The 18,492-nt window shown below is 65.8% G+C and carries 18 protein-coding genes; 10 read left to right on the top strand and 8 right to left on the bottom strand.

Features of this window, described 5'->3' with window-relative positions:
• Nucleotides 1–58 precede the first annotated feature (58 nt).
• The 5 genes from B2G71_RS06110 (at nt 59) to B2G71_RS06130 (ending at nt 5,403) form a co-directional block, all read left to right on the top strand.
• Nucleotides 59–1,297, top strand: a complete 1,239-nt coding sequence (locus B2G71_RS06110; protein WP_098104821.1) for a putative DNA modification/repair radical SAM protein — start codon at nt 59–61, stop codon at nt 1,295–1,297.
• 69 nt (nt 1,298–1,366) lie between these two features.
• Complete coding sequence (locus tag B2G71_RS06115; protein ID WP_098104822.1) at nt 1,367–1,849, top strand: hemerythrin domain-containing protein; 483 nt, start codon at nt 1,367–1,369, stop codon at nt 1,847–1,849.
• Entirely contained in the window at nt 1,836–3,269 is a 1,434-nt protein-coding gene (locus B2G71_RS06120; RefSeq protein ID WP_098104823.1) for a UdgX family uracil-DNA binding protein, read from the top strand. The genes B2G71_RS06115 and B2G71_RS06120 overlap by 14 nt, the downstream gene beginning before the upstream one ends.
• Before the next feature lie 92 nt (nt 3,270–3,361).
• Nucleotides 3,362–3,826, top strand: coding sequence for a pyridoxamine 5'-phosphate oxidase family protein (locus B2G71_RS06125; RefSeq protein WP_098104824.1), 465 nt, complete (start codon nt 3,362–3,364; stop codon nt 3,824–3,826).
• 50 nt (nt 3,827–3,876) lie between these two features.
• Entirely contained in the window at nt 3,877–5,403 is a 1,527-nt protein-coding gene (locus B2G71_RS06130; RefSeq protein WP_168176279.1) for a PAS domain-containing protein, read from the top strand.
• A 37-nt stretch (nt 5,404–5,440) separates the two neighbouring features.
• Here the strand turns inward: B2G71_RS06130 and B2G71_RS06135 are convergent, their stop codons facing one another.
• The 3 genes from B2G71_RS06135 to B2G71_RS06145 all read right to left on the bottom strand — a co-directional run bounded on the left by B2G71_RS06135 (nt 5,441) and on the right by B2G71_RS06145 (nt 6,898).
• Nucleotides 5,441–5,716 (bottom strand): hypothetical protein, encoded by a 276-nt coding sequence (locus B2G71_RS06135; RefSeq protein ID WP_098104826.1) that lies wholly within the window; start codon nt 5,714–5,716, stop codon nt 5,441–5,443.
• 85 nt (nt 5,717–5,801) lie between these two features.
• Nucleotides 5,802–6,137: a response regulator gene (locus B2G71_RS06140; protein WP_206049319.1), complete on the bottom strand. Its 336-nt coding sequence runs from the start codon at nt 6,135–6,137 to the stop codon at nt 5,802–5,804.
• 122 nt (nt 6,138–6,259) lie between these two features.
• Entirely contained in the window at nt 6,260–6,898 is a 639-nt protein-coding gene (locus B2G71_RS06145; RefSeq protein WP_098104828.1) for a sigma-70 family RNA polymerase sigma factor, read from the bottom strand.
• Nucleotides 6,899–7,384: 486 nt separating this feature from the next.
• Here B2G71_RS06145 and B2G71_RS06150 point away from each other — a divergent pair, with 486 nt between their 5' ends.
• The gene (locus B2G71_RS06150; protein WP_098104829.1) at nt 7,385–8,176 is read left to right on the top strand and encodes a response regulator; all 792 of its coding nucleotides are present in this window, start codon (nt 7,385–7,387) and stop codon (nt 8,174–8,176) included.
• A 64-nt stretch (nt 8,177–8,240) separates the two neighbouring features.
• Here the strand turns inward: B2G71_RS06150 and B2G71_RS06155 are convergent, their stop codons facing one another.
• Nucleotides 8,241–9,905: a CHASE domain-containing protein gene (locus B2G71_RS06155; protein WP_098104830.1), complete on the bottom strand. Its 1,665-nt coding sequence runs from the start codon at nt 9,903–9,905 to the stop codon at nt 8,241–8,243.
• A 232-nt stretch (nt 9,906–10,137) separates the two neighbouring features.
• On the opposite strand from B2G71_RS06155, the gene B2G71_RS06160 reads away from it, so the two are divergent.
• The 3 genes from B2G71_RS06160 (at nt 10,138) to B2G71_RS06170 (ending at nt 12,107) form a co-directional block, all read left to right on the top strand.
• Nucleotides 10,138–10,323 (top strand): NepR family anti-sigma factor, encoded by a 186-nt coding sequence (locus tag B2G71_RS06160; protein WP_141521509.1) that lies wholly within the window; start codon nt 10,138–10,140, stop codon nt 10,321–10,323.
• Nucleotides 10,316–10,882 carry a sigma-70 family RNA polymerase sigma factor gene (locus B2G71_RS06165; protein WP_098104832.1) on the top strand — a complete coding sequence of 189 codons (567 nt, stop codon included), beginning with the start codon at nt 10,316–10,318 and terminating at the stop codon, nt 10,880–10,882. The genes B2G71_RS06160 and B2G71_RS06165 overlap by 8 nt, the downstream gene beginning before the upstream one ends.
• A gap of 136 nt (nt 10,883–11,018) precedes the next feature.
• Nucleotides 11,019–12,107: a DUF5694 domain-containing protein gene (locus B2G71_RS06170; protein ID WP_098104833.1), complete on the top strand. Its 1,089-nt coding sequence runs from the start codon at nt 11,019–11,021 to the stop codon at nt 12,105–12,107.
• 111 nt (nt 12,108–12,218) lie between these two features.
• Here B2G71_RS06170 and B2G71_RS06175 read toward each other — a convergent pair whose 3' ends face one another.
• The 3 genes from B2G71_RS06175 to B2G71_RS06185 all read right to left on the bottom strand — a co-directional run bounded on the left by B2G71_RS06175 (nt 12,219) and on the right by B2G71_RS06185 (nt 13,598).
• Nucleotides 12,219–12,821: a superoxide dismutase gene (locus B2G71_RS06175; RefSeq protein WP_098104834.1), complete on the bottom strand. Its 603-nt coding sequence runs from the start codon at nt 12,819–12,821 to the stop codon at nt 12,219–12,221.
• A gap of 201 nt (nt 12,822–13,022) precedes the next feature.
• Entirely contained in the window at nt 13,023–13,277 is a 255-nt protein-coding gene (locus B2G71_RS06180; RefSeq protein WP_098104835.1) for a hypothetical protein, read from the bottom strand.
• Between the two features lie 51 nt (nt 13,278–13,328).
• Nucleotides 13,329–13,598: a GlsB/YeaQ/YmgE family stress response membrane protein gene (locus B2G71_RS06185; RefSeq protein WP_098104836.1), complete on the bottom strand. Its 270-nt coding sequence runs from the start codon at nt 13,596–13,598 to the stop codon at nt 13,329–13,331.
• Between the two features lie 283 nt (nt 13,599–13,881).
• On the opposite strand from B2G71_RS06185, the gene B2G71_RS06190 reads away from it, so the two are divergent.
• Entirely contained in the window at nt 13,882–14,769 is an 888-nt protein-coding gene (locus B2G71_RS06190; RefSeq protein ID WP_098104837.1) for a TauD/TfdA family dioxygenase, read from the top strand.
• A gap of 42 nt (nt 14,770–14,811) precedes the next feature.
• Here B2G71_RS06190 and putA read toward each other — a convergent pair whose 3' ends face one another.
• Complete coding sequence (gene putA, locus B2G71_RS06195) at nt 14,812–18,399, bottom strand: bifunctional proline dehydrogenase/L-glutamate gamma-semialdehyde dehydrogenase PutA (RefSeq protein ID WP_098104838.1); 3,588 nt, start codon at nt 18,397–18,399, stop codon at nt 14,812–14,814.
• Between the last annotated feature and the right edge of the window lie 93 nt (nt 18,400–18,492).

Consider the following 18,492-nt stretch of genomic DNA (forward strand, 5'->3'; position numbering starts at 1 on the left):
CACAGAGTTCCCCTTGGGGCAATCGACAAGCGAGCCGAACGGAACATATATAGAACTTATGGCGCATCTCGACCTCAGGCGGAAACTCGAAATCCTTGCGGACGCGGCGAAGTATGACGCCTCGTGCGCCTCCTCGGGTACCGCCCGGCGCGACAGCCGCAAGGGCGGGATCGGTTCGACCGAGGGCATGGGCATCTGCCATGCCTATGCGCCCGATGGTCGCTGCATCTCGCTGCTCAAGATCCTGCTGACCAACTACTGCCAGTTCGACTGCCATTATTGCATCAATCGCAAGAGTTCGAACGTGCGCCGCGCCGCGTTCAGCGTGCACGAGGTAGTCGATCTGACGCTCGGTTTTTACCGCCGCAACTATATCGAGGGGCTCTTCCTCTCCTCGGGTATCATCCGCAGCCCCGACCATACCATGAGCGAGCTGGTCGAGGTCGCGCGCAGTCTCCGCGAGGATCACGGCTTCAAGGGATACATCCACCTCAAGACCATTCCCGACGCAGATCCCGATCTGGTCGCGCAGGCGGGACTGTGGGCCGACCGTGTCTCGATCAACATCGAGCTGCCGACCGATACCGCGCTGCACCGCCTCGCGCCCGACAAGTCCGCCGCCCGCATCACCGGCGCGATGGCGGGGATGAAACGGTCGATCGTCGAGGCCCGCGACGCGTCGAAGCACTTCCGCTCTGCGCCGAAATACGCGCCGGCGGGCCAGTCGACGCAGATGATCGTCGGCGCCGATGCCGCGACCGACAGCCAGATCATCGAGCGCGCCGCGGGGCTCTACACCGCCTACGGCATGCGCCGCGTCTACTATTCGGCCTTCTCGCCGATCCCCGATGCGAGCGCAGTGCTGCCGCTCAAGCGTCCGCCGCTGATGCGCGAGCACCGGCTCTACCAGTCCGACTGGCTGATCCGCTTTTACGGCTTCGATCCGCACGAGATCGGCGATGCCAGCGAGAACGGCATGCTGCCGCTCGACATCGACCCCAAGCTTGCCTGGGCGCTCAAGTTTCGCGCCGGCTTCCCGGTCGACGTCAATCGCGCCGAGAAGGAGCAACTGCTGCGCGTGCCCGGCCTCGGCACCAAGGCGGTGAAGATGATCCTGTCCGTGCGACGCTACCGCAAGCTACGGCTCGAAGATCTCGCGCGACTCACCTCGTCGATCGCCAAGGTCCGGCCCTTCATCGTCACGGCGGACTGGCGGCCAAGCCGGTACACCGACCGCGCCGATCTTCGCACCCTGCTCACCCCGCGCGCCGAACAACTCGAGCTGTTCGCGCGGTGAACCTTTGGGCAGCCCCGGAACCACCCCCGCGATGAACCGTTTTTCCTGGCAACAGAGGAGACATTCAGCATGGCAGATGCACGCATTTTCGAAGACCTGAAGACCGACCACGACCGGCACCGCGAGATGCTCGAAAGGATCGCGGAGACGCATGGCGCCAGCGACGAGCGCAAGACGCTGTTCGAGGATCTGCGCAAGGAACTGCAGGCCCACGCCGCCGCCGAGGAAGAATCGCTCTATGCGACCATGCTCGCCCAACCGGACCTGCGCGACGAGGCCCGCCACTCGGTTTCCGAGCACAAGGAGATCGACGATTTCCTCGGCGAGCTGCTCGAAATCGACATGAGCTCGGGCGCCTGGCTCACCAAGTTCAAGGAGATGCGCCACCGCTATCTCCACCACATCGACGAGGAAGAGGAAGAGATGTTCCCCGAAGCCGCCAAGTCGCTGAGCGCGAAGGCGGAAGCCAAGATTGCCGAGGTCTTCGAGAGCCGCAAGCCCAAGGAACTGGCGATGGCCGAGGAAGACAAGCCGGGCGATGAACGCGACTGACGCCCCACTCGCGGAGGCGCGCGGGGCCACTGCTCCGCGCGCCGTACGCCTGGAGCGCGAAGACGACTGGGAAGGTTGGCGCGACGCCGCGCGCCGCCTTCTCGCCGCCGAGGTCCCGCCCGAAGACATCGTATGGCACGCGGCTGACAGCGCCGACGATCTCTTCGCTGCCGGGCAGGAGCTGCCCCCTCCCCCGCAAGTTGAGCTGCGCGTGCCCCGCGCTTTCGTCGATTTGGCCGAGACGGCGATCCTCCATTCCGACCCCGAGCGCTTCGCGTTGCTCTATCGCCTGCTCTGGCAGGTCACCCACCATCCCGGACTGCTGTCCGACCACGCCGACCCGCTGGTCCGCCGTGTCGAACTCATGGCCAAGGCAGTGCGCCGCGACATTCACAAGATGCGCGCCTTCCTGCGGTTCCGTGAAATCGAGACCGAAGACGGCGCCTCGCGTTTCGTCGCCTGGTTCGAGCCCGAGCACCATATCGTGCGCGCCAACGCAGGCTTTTTCGTGCGCCGCTTCGCGCAGATGCGTTGGTCGATCCTCACGCCCGAGTTGTCGGTCCATTGGGACGGCGCCGCGCTGACCGAAAGCCCCGGCGCCGAACGCCCGCAAAGCCCCGGCGACGATGCTTTCGAGGAGGCATGGAAGGCCTACTACGCCGCGATCTTCAATCCCGCGCGGCTCAAGGTCGGCGCGATGGTCAAGGAGATGCCGCGCAAATACTGGAAGAACCTGCCCGAGGCCGACCTGATCGCACCTCTCATCGCCTCGGCGCAAGGACGCGAGGCCCGCATGATCGAGCAGTCCGTGCCGCGAGCCGAAGAGCGCCCCGTCTCGCTCGCGGCGCTGGCCGAGGAAGCGCGCGGGTGCCGGCGCTGCCCCTTGTGGAAAGGCACCAGCGGCTGCGTGTTCGGCGAAGGTCCGGCCGATGCGCGGCTAATGCTCGTCGGCGAACAGCCGGGCGACGAGGAAGATCGGGCCGGAAGGCCCTTCGTCGGTCCCGCCGGGCACGTGCTCGATCGAGCGCTTTCCGAGGCGGGGATCGGACGCGGCGAGGTCTACGTCACCAACGCGGTCAAGCACTTCAAATATGTCATGCGCGGCAAGCGCCGCCTTCACCAGAAGCCCGACGCGGCCGAAATCGACCAGTGCCGCTGGTGGCTCGACCGGGAGATCGGTCTGGTGCGGCCGCGTGCGGTAGTGATGCTCGGCGCCACCGCGCTGCGCGGCGTCACCGGCAAGTCGGGTGCGATCGGCAAGATGCGGGGCCGGCCCGTGCGGCTCGCCGAGGGCACCGGGCTTGTTTCCTGGCACCCCTCGTACGTCCTGCGGCTTCCGGACGCCGCCGCCGCCGATCGCGCCTACGCCGAACTGGTCGAAGACCTGCGGCTCGCCGCCGAGACGGCACGACAGGTCTGACCGGCAGAGCCGTGGTCGCGGGCGGCCTGGAACGTCGCCGATAATTCTGCGTTTGAATCCCGATAGCAAAGAGAATTTCGAGGAGATTCACCATGGACAAGGAAACCCGCGAAACGTTCTGGAAGGCCTTCGCCGACAGCCCCTTCGTCATGATGCGGCTCGAAGGCTCCGTGGAGCACGCGGAGCCGATGACGGCGCTGCTCGACAAGGACGCGCATCACGAGATCTGGTTCTTCTGCAAGCGCGACAACCGCATCGCCAACGGCGGCAAGGCCATGGGTCAGATCGCCGCCAAGGGCCACGACGTGTTCGCCTGCCTGTCGGGAACGCTCATCGAGGAAACCGACTCCGCGATCCGCGACAAGCACTGGAGCAATGTCGTTGAATCGTGGTTCCCGGACGGCAAGAACGATCCCAGCGTGATGATGCTGCGGTTCGAAATCGCGGATTCGGAAGTCTGGGTTTCGGACATGTCGGTCAAGGGCAAGGTCAAGCTGCTCGCCGGAAAGCCGATCGAAAACGAGGAAGCAGGCGAACACGCGGTTGGCGCGGTCTGACAGTTCGGCTACGTGCGCCGCGTGATGCCTGAAACCATTGCGTGGTGTGCGTGACCAAGCGCGACACACGAAATAACGAAACCCCGGGCGAGCAAGCTCGTCTGGAGGTTCTCGCGCGCTATCCGCGCGCCGCCCCCGACCTTCAGAGCCAGCTCGACCGGTTCGCGCGCCTCGCCGCGCAAATCTGCAAGGCTCCGGTCGGGCTTGTCTCGATCGTCGAACAGGACCGGCAGGTCTTCGTCGGAAGAAGCGGCACCGAATTGCTTGAAACGCCGCGCGACTGGTCTTTCTGCGCCCATGCGATGTTGCGCGACGACGCGATGATCGTGCCCGACGCCACCATTGATGCGCGATTTCGCGATAACCCGCTGGTAACCGGCCAGCCGGGCATTCGCTTCTACGCAGGCCAGCCTCTCGTCTCGGCGGAAGGCATGCCGCTCGGCAGCTTTTGCGTCATCGATACCGAGGCTCGCGGCGATCTGACGCCCGAACAGCGCGAAGGGCTCGAAACGCTGTCGATCGCGGCGATGGGCCTGCTCGAAAAGGCGCGCGAAGAGAGCTCGAGCGAGGACTTCGCGCGATCCTCGAGCAATCGGATCACGGAGCTTCAGCAGCGCTTCGAATTTCTCAGCAATGCGATGCCGCAACTCGTCTGGATGACCGATGCGGAGGGCCGCGTCGATTACCTCAACCGTCGCTGGATCGAGTTCGTCGGGCTGCCCGCGGAAAAAAGCCTAGGCTCGCGCTGGCTCGATCACGTGCATCCCGACGATCGCGCGCATACCAGTCTCGCCTGGCGCGAGGCGACCGACGCCGGGCAACTCTACGAGACCGAATATCGCCTGCGCCATGCCGACGGCGAGCATCGCTGGGTACTGGCGCGCGGGATGCCGATGCTCCGCGAGGACGGGAGGCCATCTCGCTGGATCGGGACCTGCACCGACATCCACGAGCAGCGCGAGTCGGCCGAGAGGCTCGAAATTCTCTCACGCGAGCTCAATCATCGGATCAAGAACATCTTCGCGGTCATCGGCGGGCTGATCAGCATGACATTGCGCGGCGCGCCGGAAATCCGCGAAAAGGGCAGCGAGTTGCAAGCCCGGGTCCTCGCGCTGGGGCGCGCGCACGATTTCGTGCGCACCCATCGCGGCGAGGAAATCATGCACAAGGCCTACACCAGCCTGCAAGACATGCTCGCTGCCCTGCTCGAGCCCTATCAGGGCGGCGAGGTCATGCGTATCGAGATCAGCGGCGCCGACGTCCAGATCGACGATCGCTCGGCCACCCCGCTCGCACTGTACTTTCACGAGCTGGCGACGAACGCGGCCAAGTATGGAGCGCTCTCGACCGACGAAGGCGCTGTCAGCCTGACCCTGCGTCACGCGGACGACGATATCGTCATGATCTGGCAGGAGCGGGGTGGCCCGGCGATCGCTCAGAACGCCGAGAAGGGTTTCGGTGCAAAGCTCATCGAGTTGAGCATCGGCCGCCAGCTCGGCGGATCGCTGGACTATGACTGGACGCCGGAAGGCCTGTGCGTCACGGCCACCGTGCCGATGCGCTTGATGGCCCGCTAGCGCGGGCGCCGGGATCGACTGCGGGGCTAGTGCGGGGCTAGGCGGCCCGCTCCTTGTCCTTCCAGTGGCCCGACAGAAGATAGCGATAGACGCCCACGCAGTTGATCACGAGCAGGATCACGTTCTGCACGCCGATCCCCTCGGCATCATCGTCGAGAAAACCCCAGGCGATCAGCGCAATCGAACTGGTGACGAAGATGACGAAGGCAAAGCCGCTCCACTTGCGCCCGACGTTGAGCGAAAGGATGAAGGCGGCGAGCGCGGCGGCGCCGGCGCCGTAGTATTGCAGGGCTGTCAGGACAAAATCGCTCATGGCGCTTTAGCAATGCCGGAAAGGCCACGCAGTTCCCGAATTAAGTCAATTAACCTGCAATCCGCCGGGTGCGAGTGGTGATCGGCTAGACCTGCGCGCGTCCCACAACACTGGGCGGCGGCGTCTCGAGCCCCGCCGGGCGGGGCAGGCTGCCCGGCTCGACGGTTGCGAACGTCACGGCGTCGAGCACGTTCCGGTCGCAGAACGGCTTGCGCAGGACACCGACGCACGTCGGCGCCGGCGCACCGATCTGTGTTGGATTGGCGGTTGCGTATATGACGCGCGTATCGAACCGCTCGGACAGCAGCCGGGCGATCTCGGGGCCCGTAGGCCCGTCGCGCAGATTGAGATCGACGAAGGCCACCTCGGGCGCTTCGCTCAAGTTCGCCAGCGACGCGAGATCGGCAACGGTGCCGATCACCGTGTGGCCACCATCAGTAAGTATGTCTTCGAGTTGAAGCGCGACGAGAAACTCGTCTTCGACAACCAGTACCTTGCAACCCGAGGACCCCAAAGCCCCCAACAAACTCCGAATACCTCCTGTCAGGCAGCCAGGACGGGCAGATCGTCGGTATTCGCGATCTTCGCCAGCTCGTTGAAGAAAGCATCGATCGCCTCTCCGGTGAGGACGAAGTCGTGCCGGGAATCGGGTAGTTGGCCGGATTCGATGATCTTGCTCAGCATGGAACGCGCCCGGCAGATCCGGCTCTTCACCGTGCCTAGGGCAATGCCGCAGATATCGGCGATTTCCTCATAAGAGAGGTTCCCCGCCGCAACGAGGATCAGCGCCTCGCGATAGCTGTCGGGAATCGCGGACAGAGCGCGCAACGCATCGGCCAGCTCCACCGCGCTGTCCTGGCCCGCAGGGGCGCACAGGATGCGCTCGGCGGCGAGTTCGTCGTACTCGCCATGGAACCGCGCGCGGCGCGCTTCGCTGTAGAAATGGTTGCGCAGGATGGTGAAAGTCCAGGCCTTGAAATTGGTCCCCGCCGCATAGCGGTCGCGCGCGGCCCATGCCCGGAGCATGGCTTCCTGCGCGAGATCGTCTGCGCGATCACGGCATCCGCAAAGACCGCGAGCAAAGGCTCGAAGGTGGGGGGCGACTTCGCTCAGGGCGCGCTTGAAATCTCGATCGTTGAGCCTCGTGACGTGCTCTTGTTCGGTTTCGGCGACTGCCGGCATGGGCGCTTCCCTTCCACTGTTGCTGTTGGGGGTAGAACGCGAAAGGGCGCGAATGGTTCCCGCATACGTGCAATCGTGCGCTTTACGCTGCGGCCCGGCGCCTCTCCAGCCAGTGCGCCGCCGCCTTTTCCATCCCGGAAAAAATTGAGGCCCCCGCACTCGGTGGGAGTGGGCGGGGGCCTCCGGGATCGGGTCACCACTGGTTTGCGGGGGGGGGGGGGGGGAGGGCCAGTGGTGATACGTGTAGAACATCCTTCGTCTGGAAAGGTTCCGGCCCTGCGAAAATTCGCAAAGAATTTTTTCCGTGGTCTTTGTCTTACCTGTCCGCACATCCATATGTTAGCCGACCATGGTGGATGCTACTTCGCCGAATGCACAGATTGCCCGAGGGGCGCATCGCTCCTATGCGGGTGGGCATGCCGGTTGGCATCGCGCTCAAGATCAATCAAATTGAACGCATCCTCGTTTTCGTTGTTTGAGGTTTCCATGTCCGTTTCCGATCAAATCAGTGTCCAGCTCCCTTACCTGCGCCGCTACGCGCGCGCGCTCACAGGGTCGCAGCATTCAGGGGATGCCTATGTCCGGGCCACGCTGGAGGCGGCGCTGGCGGATCAGGAGTTGCGCAAGGCGATCGCGAACAGCCGCGCCGCGCTCTATGGCGCCTTCACCCGGATCTGGTCGACAGGCCACGTCGAGGAAGCCGACTCGCCCGGCGGCGCCGGCCTGCACGAAAACGCCGCCCAGTCGCGCCTCGCGACGATCGCGCCGACCCATCGCCAGGCGCTGCTGCTCACCACGGTCGAGGAATTCTCGCGAGAGGAAACGGCCGAAATCCTCGACGTCACGCCCGACGACGTCGATGCCCTGGTCGCCCAGGCCATCGCCGAGATCGAGGGTGAGTCGACCACCGACGTGCTGATCATCGAGGACGAGCCGCTGATTTCGATGCAGCTCGAAGGGCTCGTGTCCGACCTCGGGCACACCGTGATCGGCACGGCCGCGACTCATGCGCAGGCGCTCGAACTGTTCGAACGCGCCCGCGCCGGCCTGGTGCTCGCGGATATCCAGCTCGCCGACGGCAGCTCCGGCATCGAGGCGGTCGAAGACCTGCTCAAGTTCGGCGACGTGCCGGTGATCTTCATCACCGCGTACCCCGAACGCCTGCTCACTGGCGAACGTCCGGAACCGACCTACCTGGTCACCAAGCCGTTCCAGGAAGCCACCGTGCGCGCCGCGATCAGCCAGGCCCTGTTCTTCGGCTCGAGCCGCCCGCTCTAAGCGCGGTTGCGACAGCTTTGCCGGACGGAGGCAAACCCCATTCGCGGTTTGCCTCCGCCCGGCCTTATGCTTCCGGCTTGCGCCGCAACTCGAACGCACGGGTGGCGCGCACGGGGACTTGAAGGCGGCACCGAACGCCCCCCGGGAGGAACTGCAGATCGACGTCCGATCGCAGTTCGTGGGCGACGATCTTCTCGATCAGGTCACGCCCGAAGCCGCGCTTGGTGGGCTGCTTGACTTCGGGGCCGCCGGACTCGCGCCAGCAGATCTCGGCAAGACCCGGCGTCAGCAGCTTCCAGCTCACATGAATGCGCCCGTCGATCGTACTCAGCCCGCCGTACTTGGCGGCATTGGTCGCAAGCTCGTGGATCGCCAGGCCGAGCGACATGGCATCGTTGGGCGCGAGCAGGATTTCGGGCCCCTCCATTTCGACGTGGCTCTCGTTGCCTTCCATGTAGGGGGCGAGTTCGCTCTTCACGATCTCGCCCAGCGGGGCGTTCGCCCAATCGCTTTGCGACAGCAGGTCGTGCGTGGCCGAAAGCGCCCTGATCCGGGCGGTCAGGCTTTCGGTGAAGTCGTCGAGATCGCGCGCCCGGCGGCGCGTCAGCGCGGCGATCGACAGCACATTGGCGAGCGTGTTCTTGACCCGGTGATTGAGTTCGCGCGTCAGCGAATTGCGGATCGAGGCCTGGTTCGTCAGCCACTCGAGCACCCGGCGGTCCTCCGTCGCGCGCTTCGTGATCAGTCGGCCGATCGCCATGACCAGCAGCGAGGCGATGATCCCGAAGAACAGCGTGATCCGCGAAAGCGTGGAGAGCGTCGTGAATTTCTTGTCGCGCACGACGACGGTCCAGGAATGGTTGCCGACATCGAGGCTGCGCTCCTGCGACGCGCCAAGCTCGCCATTGGTGGCGTTGCGCGCCAGCAGGTTGTCCGGGGCGACCGAGCCGTCGTAGATCGCGACCTGGATATTCTCGTTGCTGTAAAGTTCGGCGGCCGAATCGAGGAAATCGCTCGCGCGGAACGGGCTGTAGATGAAGCCCTTCACGCGCTCCCCGCCGCCCGAGTTGATGACGACCGGCACGTAGATGAGAAAGCCGGCGGCATCGGGCTCGCCGCGGTCCTGGACGAGATGAACCTTGCCCGAGGCGACAGGCTTGCGCAGCTCCGCCGCCTTGACCATCGCCTCGCGCCGCACCGGCTCGGAATACATGTCGTAGCCGATCGCGCGGCGGTTCGCCGCCGTCAGCGGCTGCAGGAAGAACACCGGCGTCGAGAAGTCCTGCCCCTCGATCGGAGGCGGCGTTATCGTGAACCCGTCAAGCCCCTGCTCGCGCATCGAGAACTCGAAATAGGGCACGTCCTCGGCGCGCAGCAGCGGCGCCCAGCCCATGCCGAGCGAGCCATAGAGGTTGCCGTTCGACTGCAGGTCGGAAACGAACTCGTTGAATTCCTCGGCCGAAACCTGGTCCTGCGTCGCGAACAGCGCCGCGCCGGCGCGCAGCAGGGCGATATTCTCGATGATGCGGCGCTGCAGCGCGCCGGAGATTTCCACCGAGTTGCGGTCGAGCTCGATCTGCCGGGTCTGGCGGTCTGCCCGCTCGATGGCGATGACCGAGACCGCGGTGCCGATGCTCGCAACGAGAAACAGCAGCAGCGGCCAGCCACGGGGATAAGTGTGGAACCATGCCTGCTTGCGAACGCGCTCGAGAAGAGCCTCGTCAATCACCGCTCAAAACCCCTGGCGATCATCTGTTCCCATGCGGCCCCGCGGGCCCCCTAGCCGATTTGACAGCAACGTTAGAAGAGGGGAACATTGCCCGCATTCAAATGTTCCCTTGTCAGGTGTCTCGCAATCGCCGCCGGTATTCCGACAGGGTCGGGCTAACCGACAGAATGCGCGACGTAAACTTGACCGCCGGGTGGTCCTGCAGGCAAGTACCGCGGAAAGGGAGTCAGTCTTGAGCGATACCGAAGGACCCAAGGGGCCGGAGCGCAAGCCCGGGCTGCCCCCGGAGACCCGCAGGGACGGGGAACCGGGCTGGGCCGTGGGATTGCGCAAGCTGTACAATTCCGTGGTGGATGAGCCCTTGCCCAGCAGCTTCGACGATTTGCTCAAGAAGCTGGACGACGGCGAAGATGGCTGATCCTCACCTGGCGAACTACACCGACGAGGATTTCAGGGACGAACTTCTGGCGACATTGCCGCATCTGCGAGCCTTCGCGCGCGGACTATGCGGCCGCCATGATTTCGCCGACGATCTCACCCAGGAAGCCGCGATCAAGGCCTGGACCGCGCGCGAGCGCTACCAGCCCGGCACCAACATGCGCGCGTGGACCTTCGCGATCCTGCGCAACCACTACCTGAGCGAACTGCGCCGCAGCCGCCGCCAGACCGATCTCGATGAAGGCGTCGCAGAGCGCCTGCTGGTGATGAACGCCGACCAGGAAGGTCCGCTGCACTTGTCCGACATGGAGGACGCCTTGCAGAAGCTCAATCCCGAGCGGCGCGAGGCGGTTCTGCTCGTCGGCGCGGGCGGGTTCACCTACGAGGAAGCCGCCGCGATCGCGGATTGCGCCGTCGGCACGATGAAGAGCCGCGTTGCCCGCGCGCGCACCGATCTCGCAAAGCTGCTCGATAGCGATCCCGGGGAAGCGGCATCGCCAAAAAAGAAAGCCAAGTCCGGCTCGCGCAAGACATCCTAGACAGCCGCGCCTGTCCGGATCGCGATGGCCGCTAACGGTCGGCTATCTTTGCCCAGGCTCCTTTCCTGTTCACGATGTTGCTGTACAACGGTGGCGCTTCGGCTCGCGAAGCGCGCATCCGACGGTAGGGGGACCAATGCGACCTTCTTTCCCGCTCCGCGTCATTGCGATCATCGCCATGGCCTTCCCGTCCGCCGTCTCCGGTCAGGCCTATTCCCCGGCGTTCCGACCAGCCAGGATGACCGACGAGCCGGCCGGCGAGCCCAACGAAGTGATGGTCCTGGCAAGTCCGCACCTGTCGCAATTGCCCGATAGCTTCCGCGCCGAGTTGGTCGAGCCGCTGGTCGCCCGCCTTGTCGATTGGCGGCCCACCGCGATCGCGACCGAGGACAACTCCGGCCTCCTTTGCGACTTCATGCGGCGGCACCCTGCGCGCTACGGAGAAGACTATCTCTCCTATTGCTTCGACACGACGGCGGCCGCGCATGCCACCGGTCTCGACGTCCCCGCTGCCAATGCGGAGGCGGAACGCATGCTGGCGGACTGGCCGGAGCACCCTGAACCTCAAATGCGGCGGCGACTGGCGGCAGTCCTGCTCGCCGCGGGCGAGCCGGCATCAGCGCTGGTGCAATGGTTGCGCCTGCCGGGGACGGAACGCAGGAGCGGCGGCATCCTCACGCCCGAACTCGTCTCGCTGCTCGACAAGCGCATGACCACGGTAAACGAGACCGATCTGATTGCAGCGCGCGTCGCGGCGCGTGCGGGATTGGAGCGGGTGTGGAGCGTGGACGATCAGTCTATCTATCTTGGAGAGCTGAAGGACGAAGACGCGTATGGGGCCGCCTTATCGAAAGCCTGGGATAACGCGGCGACGAAAGCGCGCAACAGGCAAGGCCGGACCTTGGAAAGCGGCCTCGGCCGAGCCGATGGTCTGCTCGACTATTATCGTGCGTTGAACGACCCATCCTATGCGGTGCAAGCCTATCAGTCGGACTGGGGGCCCGCACTGTCCGAACCTTCTGCCCAGGCTTTTGGCAGACGCTACGTATCCTATTGGGAAACCCGCAACCTGCGCATGGTCGCGAACATCAGAGAGGTGCTGGGACGCCGTCCGGGGACGCGGATGCTCGCCATCGTCGGCGCGTCGCACAAGGGCTATTACGAGGCCTATCTCGGTCAAATGCGCGACGTCGAGTTGGTCGACGTGATGGCGGTGCTCCGATGACAATCGCAGCATCCGCCTGAAGAGCCAGGCAGGCGCGCGCCGCGCGCAAGCAAAAGGGCCCCGCTCCCATCCAGAGCGAGGCCCTTCGCGATTTCAGCTCGGTCGAACCGATCAGGCCGGGTAGACCCAGGGCGTGCCGCGGTCGAAATTGTCCGACGCGAACTTCCAGTTGATCAGGTTGTCGAGCACGGCCTTCACGTAAGCCGGGCGCTTGTTCTTCTGGTCGACGTAATAGGCGTGCTCCCACACATCGATCGTCAGCAGCGGATTGACGTTCTCGGTGATCGCCGTCCCGGCGTCGTGCGTCGAGATGACTTTGAGCTTGCTGCCGTCAACGACCAGCCAGGCCCAGCCGCTGGCGAAGTGATTGACCGCTTCGTTGGTCAGCGCCTCGAGCAGTGCGTCCATCGAACCGAAGTCGTTCTTGATTGCGGTCGCAAGGCTCTCGCTCGGCTCGGTCTTCTCCGGCGACAGCGAGTGCCAGTAGAAGCCGTGGTTGTAGACCTGCGCGGCGTTGTTGAACTTGGGTCCGCTGGCGGCCTTGACGATGTCCTCGAGCGGCTTGCCCGCTTCGTCGGTGCCCTCGATCGCGGCGTTGAGCTTGTCAACGTAAGTCTTGTGGTGCGCACCGTGGTGCACCTCGAGCGTGGTCGACGAGATGTGCGGTTCAAGCGCATCCTGGGCATAGGGCAGCGGCATAAGGGAGATCGTCATGGTATCTTTCCTGTTTGTGTTGTTGGATTTGCGGCGAGAGCGGAACCGAGAACTCGGACCCGCAGGAAAGGACGTGGCGCCTATGTTGGACGTGCCGGCGACAATTCAACCCGAGCCCTGGCGGTAAATTCGCCTTTCGCTGAAAATGAAAGGGACGGCGCCGCGGCGCCGTCCCCCTCGTGCTTCACCGAGCATGCGAAGTCAGTTCGCGTCCTCGATTTCATCGGCCTTTTCTTCCAGGGCGTCAGCCTTCGCCTCGCCGGCGTCCTCGACTGCCTCGGCCTGGGCATCCATGCCCTGGTCATCGAGGGCGTCGGCAGTCATCTCCGCCTGGGCTTCGACCGCATCGGCCTTCTGCTCCATCGCATCGTCTGCCGGGTCGTTGCAGGCCGCGAGGCCGAGCGTCGTCGTCGCAAGAGCGATGGCGGCAAGGCGGGGCGTGGTGATCAGTTTCATAGGATTGGTCCTCTTTTCCCTGTTGCTAGAAGTTAAGGCCGAACCGGGCCTTTAGCGGATCGAGCCGCGGCGGAAGAGATTGACGACCGCCAGAAGGATCACTGCGCCAAGGAACGAGGCGAACAGCGAAAGGATGTCGAACGAACCGCTGGTGATCGGCGCGCCGCCGATGAGCGGGGTGACGATGACACCGGCGATCAAGGCGCCGATGACGCCGACGACGATGTTGAGAAAGATGCCCTGCTGCGCATCGGTGCGCATCAGGATGCTCGCGAGCCAGCCGATGACGCCACCGACCAGAAGGATGAGAATAAGGGTCATAGTCTGCAACTCCAGTTTCGTACCTGCCCCCAATAACGGGCCGGTCAAAGGTTGGTTCCAGAGCCGTGAAATCTCCCGGCGTCGCCCGGTGCCCGAGACACGCGCTTGCGCTTACTTGAAAAAGAGCCCCGGGGGCTACGCACCCGCCGGCAAGGTCGCCAGCGCGCCCATCCGATGACGAGGGCGTTGGCGAACCGACCAAGCGCCAAAATCCAGGCTGGACAGGGGGCCGCGAGCGGTGCTGTACAGGTGCTCAATAATAACCTTGGAGAAGGATCGAGTCATGGCCATCACCGTCGAAGCCGCAAAGCCGCAGATCGGCGGCATCGTCCACGTCGACAAGGCGCACTTGCTCGACGACGACACGATCGAGACGGTGCGCCGCGAACTCGAAACCCGCGGCGTGCTCGTGTTCCCCGGGATCGACGTCAGCGACGAATTGCAGCTCGCCTTCACCGACAAGCTGGGCGACCGCGTCAACTTCACCAGGCAGGTGCCGGGCTCGGACGCGACCTCACCCGACGTCTACAAGATCACGCTCGACAGCAAATTCAACTCCGAGCCGGACTACGTGCTGGGCACGTTCTTCTGGCACGTCGATGGGGTCACCATAGACCAGCCGCTGCCCAAGGCGACGGTGCTGTCGGCGCGCAAACTGTCCGCAAGCGGCGGCGCGACCGAGTTCGCCAACCTCTACGCCGCCTGGGAGAAGCTTCCCGAGGAGGAAAAGCGCGAGATCGAGAACCTGCGCGTGATCCATTCGGTCGAGGCGGCGGTCCGCCCGGTTCACGGCCATCCCAGCGAAGAGCGCCGCGCGCGGTACAAGGCGATGGCCGCGGTGATGGAGCAGCCGCTGGTATGGACCCACGCGGACGGCCGCAAGTCGTTGCTGCTGGGCACCCACGCCGACGGAGTGGTCGGCATGCCCGGCCCGCACGGCCGCGCGCTGCTCACGCGGCTGCAGCAGTGGGCGGCGCAGCCCGATTTCGTCTACACCCACAAGTGGAAGCTGGGCGATCTCGTCATCTGGAACAACCAGGGCGTGATGCACCGGGTCGTGCCCTATACCGACGAGGGTCGCGTCATGCACCGCACCACGATCGCGGGGACCGAGCGCCCCGGCGTCCCCGCGAGCGAGGAAAACATCGCGCGGATCTTCCAGATCGCCTGAGCGGCCGGCCGTCGCGCGAGGGAGCCCGCCGGCCTCCTCGCCTCAGCCGATCATCATCAGGCTCGCGTTGCCGCCCGCCGCAGTGGTGTTGATCGAGGTCGAGACCTCCTCGACCAGCCAGCGCGGGTCGCAGGTTTGGATCGTGTGGACCGGCACCACGGGGCCCTCCCAGGCGGCCACTTCGGCCAGCGTCGCAAGCACCGTCACGGCGTCACCCTCGACCAGCACGGCCGAGACCGGAGCCTCGCCGAGAGGGGATATTCTCGAACTCACCGCCTGCGGCAGACCGGACGGCAGGTCCTGCCCGGCATCGATCCGCGCGCGGCATCCCGCCGCCAGCACGGCGGCGAGCATCAGGCAAAGCCCCTCCTCGCTCGCCGCGCGCACGAGAACTTCGCCACGCGGCTCGAGGCGATAGAGATTGCGCTCGCCGACCGGGCCGGGAAGTTCCAGTTCGAGCCCGTTGGGCGACGCCTCGGCGAACCCGCTTGCCTTCTCGGCGATCGCCGTCAGCCCGCTTTCCTCGAGCCATGCGACCAGCGCCGCAAGCGCGGGATCGGGCGGAGCGGGGCTCGCCGGGAGCACGGGAGGCGCATCGTGGACCAGCCGTCCGAGGTAGAGCGGCCCGCCCGCCTTCGGACCGGTGCCCGAGAGCCCGCGCCCGCCGAACGGCTGCACGCCCACCACCGCGCCGATCTGGTTGCGGTTGACGTAAACGTTGCCCGCCTCGATCCGGTCCGTCACGCGCGCCACCGTCGCATCGAGCCGTGTGTGCAGGCCGAAGGTGAGGCCGTAGCCGGTCGCGTTGATCTCGTCGATCAGCGCATCGATGCGCTCGCGCCTGAAGGTCAGCACATGAAGCACCGGACCGAAGACTTCGCGGCCAAGCTCGCCGAGCGCGTCGATCTCGATGATCGTCGGCGCGACGAACGTCCCCTGCCCCGCTTGCGCGTGCAGCGGGATCTGGGTGATGCGCTTGCCCTTCGCGCGCATCGTCTCGATGTGCGCATTGATCCCCGCCTGTGCCTCGGCGGAGATGACCGGGCCGACGTCCACCGCCAGACGATCGGTGCTGCCGACGCGCAGTTCCGCAAGCGCGCCGCGCAGCATCTCCATCGTACGCTCGGCCACGTCCTCCTGCAGGCACAGCACCCGCAGCGCCGAGCAGCGCTGCCCGGCGCTGTCGAAGGCGGAGGCCAGGACATCGGCGACGACCTGCTCGGTCAGCGCCGAGGAATCGACGATCATCGCGTTCTGGCCGCCGGTTTCGGCGATCAGCGGGATCACCCGCCCCTCGGGCGAGAGCCGCGCGGCGAGCGTCTGCTGGATCAGCCGCGCCACTTCGGTCGAACCGGTGAACATCACGCCCGCGGTCTCCGGCGCGGAAACCAGCGCCGCCCCGATGTCGCCCGCGCCGGGGACGATCTGCAGGGCATCGTCGGGCACTCCGGCTTCGTGCAGGATGGCGACCGCCTGCGCCGCGATCAGCGGCGTCTCCTCCGCCGGCTTGGCGAGGACGGCATTGCCCGCGGCGAGCGCGGCGCCGACCTGTCCGGTGAAGATCGCGAGCGGAAAGTTCCACGGGCTGATGCACACGACCGGGCCGAGCGGCCGTGCGCCCTCGAGCTGCAAGCGCGCCTGCCCGGCATAGTAGCGCAGGAAATCGATCGCCTCGCGCACTTCCGCAATCGCATTGGCGGCCGACTTGCCCGCCTCGCGCATGGCGAGACCCATGAGCGTTTCCATGCGCGCCTGCATGAGATCCGCCGCCCGCTCCAGCGCGGCCGCCCGCGCATCGACAGGAATGCGCGCCCAGCCGCATGCGGCCGCCCGGCCGATCGCGTCGAGCGCCTCGGCTTCACTTGCCTCATGGACAGTGCCGACGACGTCGCCGTGATCGGCCGGATTGCACACGGCGCGCGCAAGTCCGCTGCCGGTCGTCGGGCGCGCCTCGAAATGCGTCCGGCCGACACTCTGAAGTTGCGCCGCGAGGCGCTGCAGCGATGGCTCGTCGCCAAGGTCGATTCCGGCCGAATTCTCGCGCTCGGGGTAGATCGCGTGGGGGAGCGCGATACGCGGATTGCGCGCGCCCGGCTCGGGCATGGCACGCACCAGCGCGACCGGATCGGCGACAAGGTCCTCGACCGGCACATCCGGATCGGCGATACGGTTGACGAAGGAGGAGTTGGCACCGTTCTCCAGCAGGCGGCGCACCAGATAGGCGAGCAGGGTGCGATGCGTGCCGACCGGCGCATAGATGCGGCACGGCCGCTTCAGCCTGCTGACGACTTCCTCGTAGAGCGCCTCGCCCATGCCATGGAGGCACTGAAACTCGTAGTCCTCGGGCGAATAGTCGGGCCCGGCCATCGCCAGCACACTCGCCAGCGTCTGCGCGTTGTGCGTGGCGAACTGCGGGAACAGCACGTCGCGGTGGTCGAGCAACTTGCGCGCGCAGGCGATGTAGGCGACGTCGCTGTGCAGCTTGCGGGTATAGACGGGGTAGTCGGCCAGCCCGTCGACCTGGGCGCGCTTGATCTCGGCGTCCCAGTAAGCGCCCTTGACCAGCCGCACCATGATCCGCCGCCCGGCCCGGTGCGCGAGATCGACCAGCCAGTCGATCACCAGCGGGCAGCGCTTGCCGTAGGCCTGCACCACGAAGCCCAGCCCGTCCCATCCGGCAAGCGCGGGATCAAGCGCGAGCGCCTCGAACAGGTCGAGCGATATCTCCAGCCGATCCGCCTCCTCGGCGTCGATATTCAAGCCGATGCCGTAACCTCGCGACTGGATCGCCAGTTCTCGCACGCGGGGCAGCAGTTCGGTCATCACCCGCTCGCCTTGCGCGCGGCTGTAGCGCGGATGCAGCGCGGAGAGCTTGATCGAGATCCCAGCGCCCTCGTGAAGGCCGCGCTCGCGCGTTGACAGGCCGATGGCATGGATCGCGCGCAGGTAGTCGACGAAATAGCGCCGCGCGTCCTCGGCGGTCGCCGCCGCCTCGCCGAGCATGTCGTAGCTGAAGCGGAAGCCGCGTGCCTCCTTCTCGCGCGCCCGCTTGAGCGCCTCGGAGATGGTTTCGCCCATCACGAACTGCTCGCCCATCAACCGCATCGCCACTTCGACGCCGCTGCGGATCACCGGCTCGCCCGCGCGCCGGAGCAGCCGGCTCAGCGCTTTCGACAGCCCGCTGTCGTCGACGGTTGAGACCACCCGGCGCGTCACCACGAGCCCCCAGGTCGCCGCGTTCAGGAACAGTGAGCGCCCGCCCCCAAGGTGCGACTGCCAGTCGCCGCCCGAGATCTTGTCGCGGATCAGCGCATCGCGCGTGCCGTCGTCGGGAATGCGCAGCAGCGCCTCGGCAAGGCACATCAGCGCGACGCCCTCCTGGCTGGACAGCGAGTATTCCTGGACCAGCGACTCCATGCCGCCACGCCGGTCCTTCGCGCGAACCGCCTTTATCAGGTCGCGCGCGGTCGCCGCCGCAAATCGGCGCTGATCGTCAGGCAGCGTCGCGGCTTCGAGCAAAGGGCGCAGGCAGGCAGCTTCCTCGCGGCGCGTCGCGGCGGAGATGGCGGCGCGCAGCGGCGTGGGGTCCGAAAGCGGCGGCGCGAAGGCGGCGAACGTGGGCGTGACCATGGCGAAACCATAGTCTATTCCGAGCAAGGCGATCTCACCTGATTGATCTCCAAAACAGGGAATACCATCTATATTTCCAGATCTAGACAGGAC

Origin of the sequence: Novosphingobium sp. PC22D, from assembly GCF_002556635.1 — a bacterium.
Lineage (GTDB): Bacteria > Pseudomonadota > Alphaproteobacteria > Sphingomonadales > Sphingomonadaceae > Novosphingobium.